The organism is Pseudomonas sp. SWRI68, from assembly GCF_014269165.1.
Taxonomy (GTDB): Bacteria; Pseudomonadota; Gammaproteobacteria; order Pseudomonadales; family Pseudomonadaceae; genus Aquipseudomonas; species Aquipseudomonas capeferrum.
The window spans coordinates 138628-158206 of sequence record NZ_JABWRU010000011.1; the positions used below are offsets into that span (position 1 = coordinate 138628).

Genomic DNA, 19579 nt, shown 5'->3' on the forward strand with positions numbered 1-19579 from the left:
GGGGAGGCCGATCATTACGGGGTAACCTTGCCGTGCTGCAGCGCCTGCCCGTCGTGCCACCAGGCTGCCAGGCTGAACACGTCCGGCACCTTGAGGATGCTGAAGTGGTCACCCGGCCCCTGCCACAGCGCCAGCTTCGGCATCAGTTGCTGCCAGCCGGCCTGCATGGCGGCATGCTCGCGCGCATTGCCCAAGGCATCCAGGCCCGGGTCGTCCACCAATACCAGCCCGACCGCGCCGCTGTAGGCCAGCGTTGGCCGGTAGGCCGTGCGCAATGCCGTGGCGAAGGTGCGCACGGTGCCGTGCAGCGCAGCGGGCTGCGACCGTGCCGGCATCAAGCCGACCCGGACCATGGCCGCGTGCAGTTGGCTCAACTGTTGATCGTCGCTGGCGTCGGCAAATGCACCTGGGTCGATGCCCAGCGCTTTGCCAGTGGAAAGCTGCAGCGCGTCGATCAGCCGCTGCAACGCTTCGCCGAAGGTGTAGGGCTGGCCACAGGTGCCACCCTCGCCCGGGGCCTCGCTGTCGATCAGCGTCAATGAGCGCACCTGCCGCCCCTTGGCTTGCAACCTGGCGGCGATGGCATGTGCCACCCAGCCCCCGAACGAATGCCCGACCAGGTTCAACGGCCCCTGCGGGTACAGCGCCTCGATCGCCAGCACATGGCAATCGGCAGCGGCTTCCACCGTGCTGTGCGGCACCGAGCAGCCATCCAGCCCGCGGGCCTGCAAGCCATACAGCGGCCAGTCCGGCCCCAGCGCGTCGGCCAGGCCAATGAAGCTGGTGACGCTGTCGCCGGCCCCCGGCACGCAGAACACCGGCGCGTGCCCAGCCTGACCGGTCTGGATCGCTACCAACGGCTGATAAGCCGCCACCTCGACGTTAGGCACCGCGCCCAACGCCTGCCCGAGCACCTGCCCCAGCGCGGCCACATGGGGCGCCTGCATCACGCTGCGGTGGTCGCCCGGCACGCCCAGGGCGACCAGCGCCTGAGTCGGCAGCGTCTCGCCCCAGCCCAGGGCGGACAGGCTATCGCTGCCCTGCTCGGCGCGCAGCAAGTGCACCGGTACACTCAGCGGCGCAGGGCGGTAATGCGCCAATGCTCGGCCGTGCGCCAGTTCGCGGGTGAAGTAGTGCTGCAGTTGCGCATCCGTCATGCTCGCCCACAGCCCATACAGCAGCTGATGTTCGCGGCAACTGGCCACCAGGGCGGTAAAATCCGTCTCCCCGGCTTCCAGGTGCTGCAACCGCGCCAGCTTGTCGGCGACTGCCGGGCCCTGCGTGCGCCAGAACAGGCTGCAGTTGGCCAGCAACTGCCGCTCCAGTGCACGCGGCCCCTCCCAGCGCGCCTTGCCCTGGTCGGCCAGGCGCGGCACATAAGTGTCGATCAAGCCCAGGAACTCGACTGGCTCGTCCGCACCCAGCAACTGGTTGGCGATCTCGAAGGCCAGTACCCCACCGAACGACCAGCCGGCCAGGCGGTAAGGCCCCTGCGGCTGTACGCTGCGCATCTGCTCGATGTGGTAGCGGGCCAGGCACTCCAGGGTGCGCGGTTGTGGGCGGTCACCCGGTACGCCGGGCAGTCCGTAGATAGCGAAGTCACCGGGCAGGTGCTGGGCCAGCACCGGGAAGTAGAAGTCCAGGCCGGTAAATTCGTGAACCAGGAACAGCGGCGTCTGCGTACCGCTGGCCCGCACCGTGATCACACCACGCGGCGCGGCATCCCGGTTGCCCAGCCGCGCCGCCAGCAAGGCGACGCTGGGCTGCTGGAACACATCGTTGATGGCCACTTGCAAACCCGCCTTGGTGATCTTGTCGACCAGCCGGATCGCGGCCAGGGAATGGCCGCCGAGTTCGAAGAAGTTGTCGTGGCGCCCTACCCGCTCCACGCCCAGCAGTTCGGCCCAGATCGCGGCCAGCAGGGTCTCGGTGTCGCCTTCGGGGGCTTGGTATTCGCGGTGTTGCAGGGCTTCGGCGTCTGGCAGCGGCAAGGCCTTGCGGTCGAGCTTGCCGTTGGGGCTTAGCGGTAGCGCCGGCAGGTGCATGAACAGCGCGGGCACCATGAACGTCGGCAGGTGCCCGAGCAACGACGAGCGCAGCGCCTCCACCGGATGGAATTGGCCTGTGTAGTACGCGAGCAGCTGCTGTTCGCGGGCGATCACCACGGCTTCCTTGATCCCCACTATCCGCGTCAGGCCGGCCTGGATTTCACCCAGCTCGATGCGCAAGCCATGGATTTTCACCTGGTCGTCGTTGCGGCCCAGGTACTCGATATTGCCATCGCTCAGGTGCCGCGCCAGGTCGCCGGTGCGGTACAGGCGTGCGCCGGGGCGAGTGCTGAACGGGTCGTCGATGAAGCGTTCGGCGGTCAGTTCAGCGCGGTTGAGGTAGCCGCGGGCGACTTGCACGCCGCCGATGAACAGCTCGCCGGCGACGCCTTGCGGTACTGGCTGGCCCAGCGTATCGAGCACGTACAGCGTGGTGTTGGCGATGGGCTTGCCGATTGGGGTGTTGTCCGGCGCCGTCATGCAATGCCAGGCGCTGACGTCCACCGCTGCTTCTGTCGGGCCATACAGGTTATGCAGTTCGACCGTTGGCAACTGCGCGTGGAAGCGCCGTACCAGGCTACCCGGCAGGGCTTCACCGCTGCACAGCACGCGCTTGAGAGCATCTGCCGAAGCATCGCCGTGGGCCAGGAACACATCCAGCATCGATGGCACGAAGTGCAAGGTGGTGACGCCTTCGCTGCGGATCACTTGGCGCAGGTACTCCGGATCGCGATGGCCACCGGGGCGAGCCATGACCAAGCGTGCGCCGGTTTGCAGCGGCCAGAGGAACTCCCACACCGACACGTCGAAGCTGAATGGGGTCTTTTGCAAGACAACGTCTTCTGCGCCGAGGTTGTAGGCGTCCTGCATCCACAGCAGGCGGTTGACCACACTGGCGTGCTCGTTCATCACACCCTTCGGCAAGCCGGTGGAGCCAGAGGTGTAGATCACGTAGGCCAGATGACGCGGGGTCAACGTAGGAACTACCGGGTTGCTGGAAGGCTGCGCATTCCAGGTTGGCTGGTCCAGATCAATAAGCTGGGCCGCCTCCGGTACGTGGCACGTAGCGCTGTGCACCAGCACCGCCACTGGCGCGCTGTCGCTCAGCATGTGGCGCACGCGTTCGGTCGGGTAATCCGGGTCCACCGGCACATAGGCGCCGCCCGCCTTGAGGATGGCCAACAGGCCAACCACCATCGACAGCCCCCGTTCGACGCAGATCGCCACCCGATCATCAGGCTTCACACCCAACGCGATCAGGTGATGTGCCAAGCGGTTGGCCTGTTCATTCAACTCGCGATAACTGAGCGAACCTTCCTCGGCCCGCACTGCAACCGCATCCGGTGTGCGCACGACCTGAGCTTCGATCAGCCCATGCAGGGTCTGCTCAAGGTCGTAAGCCACCGCAGTATCGTTGAAGCCCTGCAGCAACCGCTTGCGCTCATCGGCATCGGGCAACCCGGTATGGGCAGGGATGGCCCGATCACTTTCAGCGAAGGTCCACAGTAACTGTTCGAAATACCCCGCATAACGCTCGATGGTGGCCCGCTCGAACAGCGCTGTCGCGTAGACGATACCGCCAGCAAAGCCATCGCCAGACTCGCCCAGGCTCAGGCTCAGGTCAAACTTGGCAATGCATGCCGGCCCACCCACTGCGCTCACCGTCAGGTCGGCCAACTGCAGCGCCTGCCGCTCCGGGCTGGCCTCCCAGTCCAGGGTGGCCTGGTAGAGCGGCGTATGCGCCAGGCTGCGGCGTGGGCGCAGCAGCTCGACCACCTGCTCGAACGGCAGGTCCTGGTGCGCCTGCCCGGCCAGCACCACAGCCTTGACCCTGGCCAGCAACGTGGCGACATCCGGTGCATCCGAAGTCTGCACGCGCAACGCCATGGCGTTCACGAACATGCCGACCAGGCCATCCACTTCCGCTTGCCTGCGGTTGGCCACGGGCGAGCCGATCACCACTTCGTCCTGGCCAGCCAGCCGGCTCAACAGCACCGCCCAGGCCGCCATGAACAGCATGTAAGGCGTCACGCCATGGCGCCGGCACAGCGCTTTCAGGTCGCGGCTCAAGCGCGGCTCCAGGCACACCGCGACGCTGTCACCGGCATATTGCTGGCGCTCGGGCCGTGGGTGGTCCCAGGGCAGGCTGATCAGCGCCGGTGCCCCGGCCAACTGGCCGACCCAGTAATCGGCCTGCTGGCGCAGCGCATCGCCGCTCAGCCAGCGCCGCTGCCACAGGGCATAGTCGATGTACTGCACAGGCAAGGCTGGCAACGGGTCGTCGCCACCGCTGCCGAAGGCCTGGTACAGCGCGCCAAGCTCGCGTACCAACACCGCCAGCGACCAGCCATCGGCCACCAGGTGATGCAAGGTCAGCAACAGCACATGGTGGCCAGGGGCGAGCTGCAGCATGCGCGCCCGCACCGGCAAGTCCCTGGCCAGGGCGAAGGGTCGGCCGGCCTCCTCGCGAATCAGCGCCGCCAGCGCTAGCTCATCCAGCCCACTGCAGATTTCCCAGCCAAGCTGGAAGCCATCGCTGCCGCTGGCCAGTACCACTTGCGGCTCGCCGTCCCGCTCCACAAAATGGCTGCGCAAACTCTCATGGCGCTCGACCAGGCGCCGCAAGGCCCGCTCCAGCGCCGCGCAGTCCAGGCGACCTTGCAAGCGCAGGGCCAGCGGAATGTGATAGGCCGCACTGGCCTCCTCCATCTGCGCCAGAAACCACAGCCGCTGCTGGGCGAACGACAACGGCAAGGCGCCCTGGCGTGGGCCCGGCTGGATAGCCGGCAACGCATTGCCGTCATGGGCCAGGCGCGCCGCCACCGCCGCCAGGCTGTCATCGGCGAACAGATCGCCCAGGGCCAGCTCAAGGCCCAGGCGTTGGCGAACCTGGGCCACCATGCGCATCGCCAGCAACGAATGGCCCCCCAGTTCGAAGAAGCGGTCCTGGCGCCCGACGCTCTGCAGTTGCAGCAGTTCGCCCCACAGCGTGGCCAGTGCCTGCTCGCGCTCGCCTTCGGGCGCTTCGTAAGCCGTCAGCGCAAGGTCCTGGGGCCCCGGTGCCGGCAAGGCCTGGCGATCGACCTTGCCGTTGTTGTTCAGGGGCATCCGTGGCAACGCGACAAAGGCGCTCGGCACCATGTACTCCGGCAAGCGGCCACGCAGGAACGCGCGCAGCTCTGTGGCCTGCAGCACTGCTTCGAGCGGGGTTAACCAGGCCACCAGCCGCAGCGGCCCCTGTTCGCCAGGCACGGCCATCACCACCACCTCGCCAACCCCCGGTGCCAAGGCCAACTGCTGCTCGATTTCACCCAGCTCGATCCGGTAGCCGCGGATCTTGACCTGGTCGTCATTGCGCCCCAGGCACTCCAGTAGGCCGTCAGGCTGCCAGCGCACCAGGTCGCCGGTGCGGTACAGCCTGGCACCGGGTTGCTGGCTGAACGGGTCATCGATGAAACGCTGCGCCGTCAGCTCCGGGCGATTCAGGTAGCCCAGGGCTACACCGTCACCGCCGATGTGCAGCTCACCGACCACACCCTGCGGCACGGGTTGCTGCCAGGCGTCCAGCACATACACCTGTGTGTTGCCGATAGGCCGGCCAATCGGCACCTGAGGCGCGTTCGGCGCCAGTTCATGCACTTCGAAAGTGACCGCGAAGGTGGTGGTTTCGGTCGGCCCGTAGCCATTGACCAGGCGCAACCCAGGCGCCTTCTGCAGCAGCGTACGGAAGGCTGCGGGCTCTGCACGCTCACCGCCGCTGATCAGCACGCGCAGCAGCGCCAGGGCATCGGGGATCAGTTGCACGTACTGGTTGAACAGCGCCGTGGTCAGGAACAGCACGGTGATGCCTTGGTCCACCAGCGCCGCCGCGAAACGCTGCGGGTCGACCAGCGTGTGGTGGTCGATCACCCGCACCTGCCCGCCGTTGAGCAGTGCGCCCCAGACCTCCAGGGTGCTGGCATCGAATGCCGGGTTGGAGGCGAAGGCGATACGGTCGCCCGCCGTCAGTTCGGCAAAGCTGTCGTTCAGCACCAGCCGCGCGATGCCCCGGTGCGTGACGCAAACGCCCTTGGGTTTGCCGGTGGTGCCGGAGGTGTACATTACATAGGCCGTGCTCCCAGCGTCCTGGGCCAGCCCAGGGTTGTGGCCGGGCTGGTCGTCGAGTGACAGTTGGTCGAGGTTCACACGCCGCACCGCAAGATCGACTGGCGTAGCGGCAAGCGTCAGCACTGCGGCGGCCTGGCAGTCCTCGACCATGAACGCCTGGCGATCGGCGGGGGCATGGATGTCCAACGGTACATAGACCGCACCACACTTGAGCACTGCCTGTTGCGCCACCAGCAGTTGCAACGAGCGCGGCAACAACACCGCAACGCAGGCGCCCGGCGCCACACCGGTGCCCATCAGGTAATGCGCCAGGCGGTTGGCGCGTTCGTTAAGCGTGGCGTAGTCCACGGACTGGTCGCCATGCACCGCCGCCAGTGCCAGCGGGTGGCGGGCCACGCGCTGTTCGAACAGGCGGTCCACCGCACATTCGCGAGGGTAGTCGCGCTGGGTGGCATTGAAGCCATTCAGTAATGCCTGGCGTTCTGCGTCGCCAACCAGCTGCACCTGCGCCAGGGGCTGTTGATCGTTATCGATCATGGCCCACATCAACGTCTCGAAGTAGCCCACATAGCGCCGCACGGTGGCTTCGTCGAACAGCGAAGTGGCGTAGTCGAGGCTGCCACGCAAGTTGTCGCCATGCTCGCCAAGGTTCAGCGTCAGGTCGAACTTGGCCACCTGGCCAGCCTGGGCCACGGCTTCCAGTTGCAGGCCCGGCAACTGCAAGGCGGCACCCTCGGTGGCCTGCCAGTTCAGGGTGGCCTGGAACAACGGCGTATGGCCCAGACTGCGCAGCGGGCGGACGATTTCCACCACCTGTTCGAACGGCAAGTCCTGGTGCGCCTGGGCGTCCAGTACACGTGCGCGCACCTGCTCTAGCAGGGCGTGCGCTGTCGGTGCTGTTGCAGTGTCGATGCGCACGGCCAGGGTATTGACGAACACGCCCACCAAGGGCTCCAGCTCGGCACGGCCGCGGCCCGCCACAGGGCAACCGATCACCACCTCAGCTTGGCCGGACAACCGCGACAGCACGCCAGCCCAGGCGCTGAGCACGGCCATGTACAGCGTCACCCCATGACGCTGGGCCAGGGTGCGCAGCCCCGCCGCCAGGCGTGGCTCCAGCTGCAGTGGCAGGCTTGCCCCGGCAAAGTCCTGGCGCTCGGGGCGTGGGCGGTCGCTGGGTAGCTTGAGCAGGCTGGGCGCGCCGTCCAGGGCCTGGCGCCAGTAATCGGCCTGGCGCTGCAACTGGGCGCCGGATAGCCAGCGGCGCTGCCAAACGGCGTAATCGCCATACTGAATGGCCAACGCCGGCAGTGGTTCATCCCTGCCTTGGCAGATGGCGGTGTACAGCGCGCTCAACTCGTGGGTGAGCACACCCAGCGACCAGCCGTCGGCGACGATGTGGTGCACGGTCAAGGCCAGCACATGATGCTCGGCGCCCAGGCGCAGCAGACACGCCCGCAGCAACGGCCCGTGGGCCAGGTCGAACGGCGCACTGGCCGCTTCATGCAAGCGGGCTGGCAGGGCATCGGCGCCAATGTCTTCGCGCTGGAACCACTCGCCACCCGCTGTGGCGGCAAACACCACCTCGGCACTGGCATCACGCGGCACGAAGCGGCTGCGCAAGGTTTCGTGGCGCTCGATGATCCGCAGCAATGCAGCCTTGAGGGCATCCGCGTCCAGTGGCCCGCGCAGGCCCAGGGCCATCGGCACGTTGTAAGCCTGGTTGCCGCCGTCCATCTGCGCCAGAAACCACAACCGCTGCTGGGCAAACGACATTGGCAGCGGCGCATCGCGTGGCACCGGGCATATCGCCGGCAGCTCGCTGCGCTCGGCCTTGGCCAGCACGTCGGCCACCGCAGCCAGCTCCGGGTTGGCGAACAGTTCGCTCAGGCTCAGCTCGACGCCCAGGCGCACGCGCACTTGGGAGACCATGCGCATGGCCAGCAAGGAATGGCCGCCAAGGCTGAAGAAATGGTCGCGACGGCCGACGCGTTCGACCTGCAGCAGCTCGGCCCACACGTGCGCCAGGGCCTGCTCCAGCTCGCCCTCGGGGGCCTCGTAACCTTGCTCGAACAATGCCGAGCGGTCAGGCTGCGGCAATGCCCGGCGGTCGAGTTTGCCATTGGCGGTCAGCGGCAACGCCTGCAGCGCGACGAACGCCACCGGCACCATGTATTCGGGCAAGTGCGCCTGCAACTGGGCACGCAGGCCTTCGGGGGTGAGCGGCTCGACGTCGGCCTGGGCGGTGAAGTAAGCCACCAGCCGTGGCTGGCCGGGCTGGTCCTCGCGGGCCAGCACCACCGCCTCATCGATGCCGGCCAAGGCGCTCAGGCGGCTTTCGATTTCGCCCAGTTCGACGCGTACGCCGCGGATCTTGACCTGGTCGTCGTTGCGCCCCAGGTAGTCCAGGGTGCCGTCGGGCAACCAGCGCACCAGGTCGCCCGTGCGGTACATACGCCCACCGGCCGTGGCGACGAAGGGGTCGTCAAGGAAGCGCTCGGCGGTCAATGCCGGGCGGTTCAGGTAGCCCCGGGCAACCCCGGCACCGCCAATGTACAGCTCCCCTGGCACGCCCAGCGCGACAGGTTGCTGATGGGCGTCGAGGACATACAGGCGCGCGTTGTCGACCGGCCGGCCGATGTGCAGCGCCGCGCCGGGCTCCAACACGCCAGAGCTGGCCACCACGGTGGTTTCAGTGGGGCCGTAGTTGTTGACCACGGCAAAGCGCTGGGTGCGGTTGAACTGGCGCAGGCGGTCGCCGCCGATCAACAGAGTGCGCAAAGTCGGGTGTTCGAGCTGGTGATTGAAGGCGTATTCGGCCACCGGCGTGGGCAGGAAACTGACGTCCAGCGGCTGTGCCTGCCACCAGGCGAGCATGGCGTCGAGGTCTTCGTTGCCCTGGGATGCCGGCGCCAGGTGCAACGTGGCCCCGGCACACAACGCCGGCCAGACTTCCCAGGCCATGGCATCGAAACCAAAGCCGGCCAGGCTCGACGTGTGCCGGCCAGGGCACAGGTCGAAGGCGCGGCAATGCCAGTCGACCAGGTTGTTGACCGTGCGGTGCTCAACCATCACCCCCTTGGGCTGACCGGTCGAGCCCGAGGTGTAGATCACATAGGCCAGGTTGCTTGCATCCAGGCCGGGCACAAGGGGGTTACTGTCGCAGGCGGGCCAGCCCGGCTGGTCCAGCAGCAGCACCGGCACCTCGACGGGCCCCAGGCGCGCCTGCAATGCCTGTTGCGTCAGTACCACCACCGGGCCGCTGTCGCTGAGCAGGTAGTGCACGCGCTCATCCGGGTGGGCCGGGTCTACCGGCACGTAGCCCGCCCCTGCCTTGAGCACAGCCAACAAGCCAACCAGCGTCTCCAGGCTGCGCCGGGCGACCACGGCGACACGGTCATCGGGCCGCACCCCCAGGCTGATCAGGTGCTGCGCAAGGGCATTGGCCTGGCGGTTGAGCGCGGCGTAAGTCAGGCACGCGCCGGCGCAGGTGGCGGCAACGTGGTCAGGGTACTGCTCGGCCAGTTGTGCGATGCGCTGATGCAGCGCCAGCTGCCGTTCGTAGCTGGCCGGGTAATCGTTGAACGTTTCCAGCAGTTGCTGGCGCTCGCTGTCAGGCAGCATGGCAAGCGCCATGACCGCTGCCTGAGGGGCCTGCAACAGGCCTTCAAGGACCTGCTGCAAATACCCGCAGACGCGCTGCGCCGGGACCTCGGCACTGGCCAGCAAGGTCAGGCGAAAGCCCTCGCCCAGGTCATCGACGCTCAAGGTCAACGGGTAGTTGGTGGCCTCGGCGGACTCGACGATGTCGATACCCGCCAGGGCTGCGCGGCGAGGCTGGGCAGTGTCCACCGCGCTGTGACGGTAGTTGAGCAAGGCATTGAACAGCGGCGCCGGCGCTGCCACACCGCTGCAACGCTGGGCCAGCGCCAGGGGCGCGTGTTCGTGGCGCATCAATGCACTCAGCCGCTGGTGGGTGGCGCGAATGGCCGTTGCCAGGTCCTCGCTGCCCAGGTCCACACGTACTGGCAGGGTGTTGATGAAAATCCCCAACGCCCGGTCAGTGGCTTCGGCCCCTTGCAGGCGCCCCATCAGTACCGTGCCGAACACCACCTGCTCACGGCCGGTCAGCCCCCCGAGCACACGCCCCCAGGCCAGGTGGAACACGCTGGCGACGCTCACCCCCAGGCTGCACGCCAGGGTGCGCAGTTGCTGGCACAGGGCGAGCGGCAGGTCGAGCGAGTGCTCGTTGTGCACTTCGCCAACGCCTTGCACATCCTGGATGCCATACGCCAGAGTCGATTCATCAATGCCCTCCAGCAGGTCGCGGAAGAACGCCTCGTGCTCGGCCTCGCTGATCCCCAGCACGGCCTGCGCCACGTAGTTGCGAAACGGCACCGGCGTGCCCAGGCGCTCGCCCTCGCCCGCCAGAAACGCGATCAGTTCGTGGCGCACCACCTCCAGGGCACTGTGGTCCATGGCGATGTGATGAAACTGCAGGGTGGCACTCAATGCACCATCGGCCTCTGGGGCGTCACGTAGCAGGCGGATCAGCGGCGCCTGGGTCAAGTCGAGCGTGCCGCGCTGGGGGTCGCTGGCGGGCAGTGTCGCCACTTGCAGGTCGGCACGGCGCCACACCACCTGTACCGGTGTTTCCAGCCCTTCCCAGTGCACCGAGGTGCGCAGGATATCGTGGCGGGCGATCACCCCGCGCAGGGCCTCGGCGAACGCCTGCAGGCGTGCTTCGCTGGCGAACACGAAACGCGCCTGCATCACGTAAGGGTCGCTGTCGGTGGCGCTGGCATGGTGGAACAACATGCCCTGCTGCAAGGGTGCCAGCGGGTAGATGTCCTGCACATTGGCCGCGCCGCCGGGGATGCAGGCAACGATGCCATCGAGGGTGTCCTGGTCGAGGTCGATCAGGTTGAGCATTTGCGGGGTGATGCGTGTGCAGCCAGGTGCGATCAGGTTTGCCGGCACCTGCACCGCGCCCTGTCTCACGGCCACGTACTCGCCGCGCTCGATCATCGCCACCAGCGCCGGCTTGTGCTCGCGCAGTTGCGCCACCAGTGTGGCGTCGGTCAAGGCCTGGCGATTGCCCTGGACGGCCAGCTGGCCGTCCTTCAGCGCCAGCTGCACGTTTTTGGCCGTCAGTGTTGCCAGTAGTTGGTTGATGCTCACAGGACGATCTCCATTCTGTCTGTGATGGCTGCGTAGCCTGCCAATGTCGGTTGGTCGAACAGGGCGCGCACATCGGCTTCCAGGCCTTGGTCGCGCAGGCGGGAGGTCAGGGTCACTGCCAGCAGTGAGTGGCCGCCCAGTTCGAAGAAGTTGTCGTGGCGCCCTACCCGCTCCACGCCCAGTAGTTCGGCCCAGATCGCGGCCAGCAGGGTCTCGGTGTCGCCTTCGGGGGCTTGGTATTCGCGGTGTTGCAGGGCTTCGGCGTCCGGCAGCGGCAAGGCCTTGCGGTCGAGCTTGCCGTTGGGGCTTAGCGGCAGGGCCTCCAAGTGCATGAACAGCGCGGGCACCATGAACGCTGGCAGATGAGCCAGCAGTGCACTGCGCAGGGCTTCCACGGCCTGCTGCTCGCCGGTGTAGTACGCCACCAGACGCTGGTCGCGGGCGATTACAACCGCTTCCTTCACACCCTCGATGGCGGTCAGGCCGGCCTGGATTTCACCCAGCTCGATGCGCAGGCCATGGATCTTCACCTGATCATCGTTGCGGCCCAGGTACTCGATGTTGCCATCGCTCAGGTGCCGCGCCAGGTCGCCGGTGCGGTACAGGCGTGCGCCGCGGCGGGTGCTGAACGGGTCGTCGATGAAGCGTTCGGCGGTCAGTTCAGCGCGGTTGAGGTAGCCGCGGGCGACTTGCACGCCGCCGATGAACAGCTCGCCAGCGACGCCTTGCGGTACTGGCTGGCCCAGCGTATCGAGCACGTACAGCGTGGTGTTGGCGATGGGCTTGCCGATCGGGGTGTTGTCCGGCGCCGTCATGCAATGCCAGGCGCTGACGTCCACCGCCGCTTCTGTCGGGCCATACAGGTTATGCAGCTCGACCGTTGGCAACTGCGCGTGGAAGCGCCGTACCAGGCTGCCCGGCAGGGCTTCACCGCTGCACAGCACGCGCTTGAGAGCATCTGCCGAAGCATCGCCGTGGGCCAGGAACACATCCAGCATCGATGGCACGAAGTGCAAGGTGGTGACGCCTTCGCTGCGGATCACTTGGCGCAGGTACTCCGGATCGCGATGGCCACCGGGGCGAGCCATGACCAGGCGTGCGCCGGTTTGCAGCGGCCAGAGGAATTCCCATACCGAAACGTCGAAGCTGAATGGGGTCTTTTGCAAGACAACGTCTTCTGCGCCGAGGTTGTAGGCGTCCTGCATCCACAGCAGGCGGTTGACCACACCGGCGTGCTCGTTCATCACACCTTTCGGCAAGCCTGTAGAGCCTGAGGTGTAGATCACGTAGGCCAGATGACGCGGGGTCAACGCAGAAACTACCGGGTTGCTGGAAGGCTGCGCGTTCCAGGTTGGCTGGTCCAGATCAATTAGCCGGGCCGCTTCCGGTACGTGTCGCGTAGCGCTGTGCACCAGCACCGCCACCGGCGCGCTGTCGCTCAGCATGTGGCGCACGCGTTCGGTCGGGTAATCCGGGTCCACCGGCACATAGGCGCCGCCCGCCTTGAGGATGGCCAACAGGCCAACCACCATCGACAGCCCACGTTCGACGCAGATCGCCACCCGATCATCAGGCTTCACGCCCAACGCGATCAGGTGATGTGCCAGGCGGTTGGCCTGTTCGTTCAGCTCGCGGTAGCTCAACAAACCTTCCTCGGCCCGCACTGCAACCGCATCTGGCGTGCGCACCACCTGCGCCTCGATCAGCCCATGCAGGGTCTGCTCAAGGTCGTACGCCGCCGCCGTATCATTGAAGCCCACCAACACCCGCTGGCGCTCCTCTGGCTCCAGCACCGGCAAGCGCTGCAACGCCAACTCAGGCGTCTGCTCCAGGGCCTCGGCCATGGCCTCCAGCACCTGGTTCATCTGCCCGCAAATACGAGCCGCACCCACTTCGGCCGGGGTCATGGCAACCAGGCGGAAGCCTTCACCCAGGTCGTCCACGTTCAGGCCCAACGGGTAGTTGCTGCGCTCCTGGCTCTCGAGGTTCTCCATACCCTGGGTAGCCTGACGCTGGCTGTCAGTGACCTGCGTACTGTGCCGGTAGTTGAGCATGGCGCTGAACAACGGCAAGGGTGCAGCCACGCCACTGCAACGCTGGGCCAATGCCAAGGATGCGTGCTCATGGGCCAGCAAGGCGCTGAGGCGCTGATGCACGGCCTGCGCACCCTCGCGCAGGCTCACTTCGTTCAGGTCGACCCGCAGCGGCAAGGTGTTGATGAACATGCCCAGCGCCCGCTCGGCGCCTTCGCCGCCTTGCAAACGGCCAAGCAGCACCGTGCCGAACACCACCTGGTCCTTGCCGCTGGCAGCCGCCAGCAGGCGTGCCCACGCCAGGTGGAATAGGCTGGCAACGCTGATCCCCAGCTGCCGGCCGTGCTGACGCAGACGTTGTGCCAGGTCGTCCCGCAGCCACAGCTGGGCCTCTTCGATGTCGCGGCCATCGCCTTGTACATCGCTGAGGCCGAACGGCAGGGTCGGTTCGTCGATATCCGCCAACTGCTCGCGGAAGAACGCTTCGTGTTCGGCCTGGCTGATACCCAGGCGCGCCTGGGCTACATAGTTGCGATATGGCACCGGCGCCTGCGCCGGCTCGCCAGCGCCCTGCAGGTAACCGATCAGTTCCTCGCCGACCACCTCCATGGCGGTGTGGTCGAGCACGATGTGGTGGAACTGCAGGGTCGCTTCGATACGTTCCGTACCCGGCTGCTGGGTGTAGCGCAGGCGGATCAGCGGTGCCTGGCCCAGGTCGAGCGTTGCATCGCGCTCATCGCCGCCCGGCATGACCGACAACGGCGCATGCCGCCAGACCACCTGCACGGCTTGCGGCAGGCCCTGCCAAAGCACAGCAGTGCGCAGCACGTCATGCCTGGCGATGACCTTGCCCAGCCCTGTGGCAAAGTGGTCCAGGTGCTCGCGGCTGGCAAAGGCGAAGCGTGACTGCAACACATAAGGGTCATGGGCCTGCGCGCTGAGGTGGTGATAGAGAATGCCCTCCTGCAACGGCGCCAACGGGTAGATGTCCTGCACATTGCTGGCGCCGCCCGGCACCTGGGCAACGATGCGCTCGATGGCCGCCTGCTCCAGCGCGATCAGGGGCAGCATGCCCGGGGTGATGTGCTGGCAGCCAGCCGGGATCAGGTTGGCCGGCACCTGCACCTGGCCTCCCTGGCCCAGGGTTGCTGCCAGCGCCGCCACGGTCGGTTGGCCGAACAGCGTGCGCACATCGACCTGCAAGCCTTCCCGGCGCAGGCGCGCGGTCAGGTTCACGGCCAGCAGCGAATGGCCACCCAGCTCGAAGAAGTTGTCGTGCCGGCCCACGCGTTCGACGCCCAGCATGTCGGCCCATACTGCCGCGAGGGCGGTTTCCACCTCACCTTGCGGGGCAACGTGGGCCTGGCCTGCGAGCAGGTTCGGGTCGGGGTCGGGCAACGCGTTGCGGTCAAGCTTGCCATGGCTGGTCAACGGCAATGCCGGCAGGTGCATGAAGGCCATCGGCACCAGGTGCGCGGGCAGGCTTGCCTGCAACGCCTGGCGCAGTGTGTCCACGGCCACCGGTGCGGTTTCGGTGAACCAGGCCAGCAACCGCTCGCCGCGCACCAGCACCACCGCATCGCCAATACCGGGCTGGGCGGCCAACACGCTTTCGATCTCGCCAAGCTCCACGCGTACACCACGGATCTTCACCTGGTCGTCGTTACGGCCCAGGTAGTCGAGGGTGCCGTCAGCGTTCCAGCGCACCAGGTCACCCGTGCGGTACAGCCGCGCCTCGGGTTGCCCGCTGAACGGGTCGGCGACAAAGCGCTCTGCGGTCAGTTGCGGGCGGTTGAAGTAACCGCGGGCGACCCCCGCCCCGCCAATGTACAACTCGCCCACGGCGCCCACTGGCAGCGGTTGCTGGCGTTCGTCGAGCACATACACCCGGGTGTTGGCGATCGGCATGCCGATATGCAGCGCACCGGCCGCCGCCAACTGCCCGGAGGTGGCAACCACCGTGGCCTCGGTGGGCCCATAGTTGTTGACCAGGGCAAAGCCTGGGTCACGCTCGAACTGGCGCAGGCGATCCCCCCCGACCAGCAGCGTGCGCAAGGTCGGGTGCTGGCGCTCGCGGCGCAGCGCTTGCTCGGCCACCGGCGTTGGCAGGAAGCTGACCGCCAGCGGTTGCGCAAGCCACCAGTCGAGCAGTTCATCGACGTGCTCAGCGGCGATACGCGCAGGCGGCAGGTGCAGCACGGCCCCGGTACACAACGCCGGCCACACCTCCCAGGCCACCGCATCGAAGCCGAAACCGGCCACCGTGCTGGTATGGCTACCGGCGTTCAGGGCAAAGGCCTCACCGTGCCAATGCACCAGGTTGGCCAGTGTGGCGTGCTCGACCATCACCCCTTTGGGCTGGCCGGTAGAGCCGGAGGTGTAGATCACGTACGCCAGTTGGCGATCATCCAGGCCAGCCACACGCGGGTTGCTGTCGGCTGCGCCCTGCCAGGCATCGCGGTGCAACTGGACGCAAGGGGTCTCGCCGACCAGCGCCAGGGTGGCGGACTCGACCAGCACCAGTGCCGGTGCGCTGTCTTCGAGCAGGTAGGCGATGCGCTCGGCCGGGTACGCCGGGTCGATCGGCACGTAGGCTGCACCGGCCTTGAGCACGGCCAGCAGTGCCAGCACGCGCTCCAGGGTACGCGGCAAGCACAACGCAACCCGGTCGCCGACCTTTACCCCACGCTCGATCAGGTGGTGGGCGAGGCGGTTGGCGCTGCGGTTCAGCTCGCCATAGCTCAGCACCTGGCCATCCTGCACCAACGCCGCCGCTTGCGGCGTGCGGGCCGCCTGGGCTTCGACCAGGGCGTGCACGGTGAACCCTTTCGGGTAGTCGCGTGCGGTGGTATTGAAGGCTTCCAGCACCTGTCGGCGCGCTGCCGGGTCGAGGATCGACAACGTATCCACCGGTTTGTCCGGCGTTTGGGTCAGGGCCTGCAACAGCTCGATCAGGGCCTGGTTCATCCAGCCGGCGACCCGTTCGGCGCCGATGCCCTCCTGGGCCAGCACGCTCAGGGCAAACCCTTCACCCAGGTCGTCGACACTCAGGGTCAGCGGGTAATTGCTGCGCTCCTCGCCGCCCAGCAGGCGCACTCCCGGGGTGCCGGTATCGGCCTCGGCAGGTGCCCCTGCCGTGCTGTGCCGGTAGTTGAACAAGGCGCTGAACAACGGCGTAGAGGCCGCCACGCCACTGCAACGCTGGGCCAATGCCAAGGACGCGTGCTCGTGCGCCAGTAACGCCGAGAGCCGCTGGTGGGTGATGCGCACCGCTTGCGCCACGGGTGCGCAGAGGTCGATGCGCAGCGGCAGGGTATTGATGAACACGCCCAACGCCCGGTCGGCCCCTTCGCCGCCCTGCAAGCGCCCCATCAGTACCGTGCCGAATACCACATCGGTGCGGTTGGCGAGCACCCCGAGCACCCGTGCCCAGGCCAGGTGCGCCAGGCTGGCGGCGCTCACCCCCAGGCGTCGCGCCTGCTCGCGCAGGCCGCGTGCCAAGCTGGCATCGATGGCCAGGCGGGCTTCTTCGATGGCGCGGCCATCCCCCTGCACATCGGCCAGGCCGAACGGCAAGGTCGGCGCGTCGAGGTCGCCCAGCATGTCGCGGAAGAACGCCTCGTGGCCGGCATCGTTGGCCCCCAGGCGCGCCTGGGCGACGTAGGTGCGGTAAGGCACTGGCGCCGGCAAGCGCTCGCCGTGGCCCGCCAGCACCGCCTGCATCTCGCTGGCGATGACTTCCATGGCGGTGTGGTCCAGGGCCAGGTGGTGGAACTGCAACATCGCCACCACACGCTGGTTGGCCGGGTCGTCGGCATGCAGCAGGCGCAACAGCGGTGCACGCGACAGGTCCAGGCGCTGGTGGCGGGCGTCGAAGCGTGCCTGCAAGGCGTCGATCACCGAGCCGGCGGCCAAGTCGTCGATTGCGCACACCTGCATCCGCGCTTCACGCCATACCACCTGCACGGCGTGCTCCAAGCCTTCACTGACCACCGCAGTACGCAGGATGTCGTGCCGGTCGATGACCTGCTGCAAGGCACCCGCCCAGCGCTGCAACTGCGCCAGGTTGTCGAACGCCAGGCGCGATTGCAGCAGATACGGGTCGCCCTGTGCGGCGCTCAGGTGGTGGTACAGGATGCCCTCCTGCAACGGCGCCAGCGGGTAGATCTCCTGCACATTGGCCGCGCCGCCGGGTACGGTGGCGACGATACGGTCGATACTGGCCTGGTCGAGCGTGATCAGGCTGAGCATGTCCGGGGTAATGTGGCGGGCACCTTGCGGCACACGGTTGGCCGGCACCTGCACTTCGCGCCCGCTGCCCACCGCAGCAGCCAAAGCTGCCAGCGTCGGTTGGGCAAACAGCACACGCACATCGGCGCCAAGGCCGGCCTTGCGCATGCGCTCGACCAGGGTCACGGCCAGCAGCGAGTGGCCGCCCAGTTCGAAGAAATGGTCGTGGCGGCCGACCTGCGCGACCTTGAGCAGCTCGGCCCAGATCGCTGCCAAGGTGGTTTCGACCTCACCCTGCGGAGCCTCGAACGCACGGTTCAGCACGGCATCACTGCCTGGCTGCGGCAAGGCACGGCGGTCAAGCTTGCCGTTGGCGGTCAGCGGCAGCCCACCCAGGCAGACATAGGCGGCCGGCAGCATGTAGTCCGGCAACTGGCCTTGCAACTGCTGGTGCAGTTCGGCAATGCCTGGGGCAGGCTCACTGGCGGTGAAATAAGCCACCAGGCGCTTGTCGCCCGGCACATCTTCGCGCACCACCACCGCCGTCTCGCGGATACCGGCGCACGCCCCCAGGCGCGCTTCGATCTCGCCCAGTTCGACACGGAAGCCGCGCAGCTTGATCTGCTGGTCGGCACGCCCCAGGTAGCGCAAGGTACCGTCGGCCTGCCAGCAGGCCAGGTCGCCACTGCGGTACATGCGCGCACCCGGCTCGCGGCTGAACGGGTCGTCGAGGAAGCGTTCGGCGGTCAGCGCGGGCTGGCCGAGGTAACCCAGGGCGACGCCGTCGCCACCGATGTACAGCTCACCGACCGCGCCGACTGGCAACGGCTGCTGACGCGCATCGAGCACATAGCAGCGGCCATTGCCGATCGGTTTGCCGATGGGAATGCTGCCCGCATCGACCGCACGGATGGCGTAGGTGGTACTGAACGTCGTGGCTTCGGTCGGGCCATAGCCATTGAGCAGGTGCGCCGGGGCGCCATGGCGCAATACCCGGTTGACCACGGCCGGGTCCAGTACATCGCCGCCAACCATCAGGTAACGCAGCTTGGCGAAGGCCGGCAGCAAGTCGTCGGCAAACTGGTGGAACAAGCCGGCAGTCAGCCACAGCACCGTCACGCCCTGCTCCAGCAACACCTCATGCAGGGCCTGACGCGACAGCACCTGGTGCTGGTCGATGACCACCACTGCGCCGCCGTTGAGCAGCGGCGCCCAGACTTCCAAGGTGCTGGCGTCGAACGCTGGGTTGGAGGCGAACGCGACGCGGTCCTGGCAGGTGAAGTCGGCGAAGCCGTTGTTGATCACCAGGCGCACGATGGCCCGGTGCGGTACCTGCACGCCCTTTGGGGTGCCGGTAGAGCCGGAGGTATACATGATGTAGGCGGCGCTTTCGGCATCCACCACCAGGCCCGGAGACTGCTGCGGGTAGCCGGCAAGGTCAAGGCGGTCCAGCTCGACGCGCAGGGCGTGGCCCACCACGTGTTCACTGCTGAGGGTGAGCAACACCCGCGCCTGGCTGTCATCGAGCATGAAGGCCTGGCGTTCGACCGGTGCATTGCTGTCCAGCGGTACGAACACCGCCGCGCACTTGCTGGCCGCCAGTTGCGCCGCCAGCAGTTCGATGCTGCGTGGCAACAACAGCGCAACCCGGTCACCAGGGCGTACGCCCAGGCCCAACAGGTGATGAGCCAGGCGGTTGGCGTGCTGTTCGAGCTGCGCGTAGCTCCATTGCCGGTCACCGTGCAACACCGCCGGCGCAGTAGGGCTGAGCGCGGCATAGGTGTCGAACAGGGTATGCAGCGCCTGTTCGCGTGGGTAATCGCGGCGGGTGGCGTTGAAGCCTTGAAGCACCCGCTCGCGCTCGGCTGGCGCCAGGCTGCTCACCTGGTGCAAGGCCATGGACGGTGCCTGTGCAAGGGCCTCGGCCAATTGTTCGAGGGCGGTGCTCAGCAACTGGCAGACTTGCGCGCCATCGACCTC

Annotated in this window: 2 protein-coding genes (1 of these 2 cut by a window edge); both read right to left on the reverse strand. The window is 67.2% G+C overall.

Annotated features, from left to right (window positions below):
* Window positions 1-14 precede the first annotated feature (14 nt).
* A complete protein-coding gene (locus HU770_RS17520; protein ID WP_186664600.1) occupies window positions 15-11336 on the reverse strand; it encodes a non-ribosomal peptide synthetase in 11322 nt (3773 codons plus the stop codon).
* Window positions 11333-19579, reverse strand: the end of a protein-coding gene (locus HU770_RS17525; RefSeq protein WP_186664608.1) for a non-ribosomal peptide synthase/polyketide synthase. The gene runs 14076 nt beyond the window's last position; only the last 8247 of its 22323 coding nucleotides appear in the window; its start codon lies beyond the right edge, outside the window; its stop codon occupies window positions 11333-11335. Before HU770_RS17525 ends, HU770_RS17520 begins: the two co-directional genes overlap by 4 nt.